Annotated in this window: 2 protein-coding genes; both read left to right on the top strand. The window is 39.3% G+C overall.

The genetic code is table 11. The annotated features are described in order from the left end of the window. The first annotated feature begins 144 nt into the window (after positions 1–144). Positions 145–1,128 (top strand): ferrochelatase, encoded by a 984-nt coding sequence (gene hemH, locus NZ519_13615; GenBank protein MCS7029792.1) that lies wholly within the window; start codon positions 145–147, stop codon positions 1,126–1,128. A gap of 14 nt (positions 1,129–1,142) precedes the next feature. Continuing rightward, a complete protein-coding gene (gene murD / locus NZ519_13610) occupies positions 1,143–2,480 on the top strand; it encodes a UDP-N-acetylmuramoyl-L-alanine--D-glutamate ligase (GenBank protein MCS7029791.1) in 1,338 nt (445 codons plus the stop codon). Positions 2,481–2,591: the final 111 nt, after the last annotated feature.

Below are 2,591 nucleotides of genomic sequence, written 5' to 3'. Positions count from 1 at the left end.
GCGAAGCACCGAAGCGAAGCGTAGTGCGGAATGCCCCGACCCTTGCGTCAGCAAGGGGCACGCCCAAAAAAATCAAACTACTTTTTCAAACCTAATCACTCTATAACCTTATTGCTCATTTTTTAGCTAAATTCAAAGCTGCGTATGAAAGTGGGTGTGGTACTGTGCAACTTAGGAGGACCCAGAAACCTGAACGACGTGCAGCCATTTCTGTACCGATTGTTCATGGATGAAGAAGTCATTCCTATTCACCTCAAAGGTTGGAGTAGAAAAGTATTTGCGTACATAGTATCGCATTGGAGAGCAAAAAAAACTCGTAAAAAATACGCACAAATAGGCGGAAATTCGCCTATCAATCAAAATACTGAAAGACAGCGCGTAGCCTTACAAAACTATCTTAACCAAAAATATTCTCACTATACTTTTGAGGTAGCAATAGCCATGCGTTTTGGAATTCCAAACGCTGCTCAAGCCTTTGACTATTTATGCCAACGCTCCGTAGAAAAAATCGTTCTTTTACCTTTATATCCACATTATTCCTATACTACTACTCAATCTTCCATAAACGCCTTTGAAAAAGTTTGCAAAGAAAAAAACAGCTCCATTCCTGTTCTTGTAGTAAAGACCTATCATACTCATCCCCAATATGTACAAGCTATCAATGAACGAATTGACGAAAAAGTTAGGTTGCTTCCCCATAGAGAAAACACGGTTCTTTTGTTTTCAGCGCATGGAATACCCCTGCGAGAAATACACAAAGGCGATCCTTATCAAAAACATATAGAAGAAAGTGTTCAAGCCATCATGCAAGCCCGAAATTTTGACTTTCCTTATATGTTGAGCTATCAATCCCGCGTAGGTCCAATGGAATGGCTTAAACCATATACGAAGGAGGTTATTTCTCAATTAGCTACTCAAAAAGTTCAAAACATAATTGTTGTGCCTATCTCATTTGTTTCTGACCATTTAGAAACTCTCTACGAAATCGGAATAGAATATGCGCAATTAGCTCAAAAGTTAGGGATTCCTTACTTTACCTTTACAACAGGACTAAATGACCACCCTACGTTTATTGAAGCCCTATCCGAGTTGGTATATGAGCAGCTAACTTCTGTGTTTAACTTTTAGCGTATTTTTGTATCATGTATGTGGCTATCATTGGTGCAGCAGAAAGCGGTGTGGGCGCTGCTATCTTGGCTAAAAAACATAATTACACTCCTTTTGTATCTGAATTTTCAAACATAGCTCAACCGTATAAAGAAAAACTTTTGCAATACCATATCCTTTTTGAAGAAAATGGACATTCTTGGGAAAAAATACGTTTGGCACAGTTGGTTGTCAAAAGCCCTGGGGTACCTGAAAATGCGCCTATTATTCAACAAATTAGACAAGCAGGAATTCCCATTATTTCAGAAGTCGAGTGGGCTTATCGTTTTTCAAAAGAAAGTATTTTGATAGCTATCACAGGTAGCAATGGAAAATCTACTACTACGGCACTTACCGCACACCTGCTCAATAATCCCGATACAGCTATGGTTGGAAACATTGGAATTAGCTTTGCCCAGACCGTAGCCCTAAACCCTAAAAAACGCTATGTAGCCGAAGTAAGTAGCTTTCAATTAGATGACATAGACACTTTTAAGCCCAAAGTAAGCGTTTTACTCAACATTACCCCTGACCATCTAGATCGTTATGATTATCAACTATCAAACTATGCAAGGGCAAAGTTTAACATCATTCGCAACCAGGATAGCACAGATTACTTCATTTACAATGTGGATAGTCCAATACTAATGGAGCATTTACCTCAATATCTCAATCAAGTTTGTTGTATAACCTTTACGTTAAAGGATGAATTTGCTTCTCAAAATGGAGCTTGTGTTCAGGGCGATAAGTTATTTTTTCGTTGGCAAGGTCAAATGTATGCTATACCCATAGCAGAGCTTCCGTTAAGGGGCAAACACAACCAATACAATGTAATGGCTGCGATATTAGCAGGTTTGTGTGTGGGCGAAAGTTGGCAAACTATGATGCAAAAACTACCTTCTTTTCAAACCATTGCTCACCGATTAGAAACAGTGCGAATTTATCAAGGAATTATTTTTATCAATGACTCTAAGGCAACTAACATAGACTCAGCCCGATATGCTTTGGAGAGCACCACAGGACCGATTATTTGGATTGCAGGCGGCGTAGATAAAGGAAACGATTATTCTACTTTAAAGCAGTTAGTTCAAGAAAAGGTCAAGGCGATTATTTGTTTGACCAAATATCCTGATAAAATTGAGCAGGCATTCAGGAGTACAGGGATACCTATAAAAGTAGTAGATACTGCTCAAAAAGCAGTTGAAAAAAGTCTTTGTTTTGCTAAAAGTGGGGATACAGTGCTTTTATCTCCTGCTTGTGCTAGTTTTGACTTATTCAAAAATTATGAGGATAGAGGGGACCAGTTCAAGCGGGCTGTTTTAAGTTTAGTTTAATGAAAATTTTTTGTTTTTTATTTTTTGGGCGTGCCCTTGTGGGCTTTTGCCCACAAGGTCGGCGTGCTGCGGGCTACGCTATCGCTTCGGTGCTTCGCTTCGCTACGCACT

Source organism: Bacteroidia bacterium (assembly GCA_025056095.1).
GTDB lineage: Bacteria > Bacteroidota > Bacteroidia > JANWVE01 > JANWVE01 > JANWVE01.
This window is presented reverse-complemented; position numbering and strand designations above follow the sequence as displayed.

Coding starts and splice junctions, on each gene's coding strand:
- hemH (MCS7029792.1), top strand. CDS start 145: ATGAAAGTGGGTGTGGTACTGTGCAACTTAGGAGGACCCAGAAACCTG.
- murD (MCS7029791.1), top strand. CDS start 1,143: ATGTATGTGGCTATCATTGGTGCAGCAGAAAGCGGTGTGGGCGCTGCT.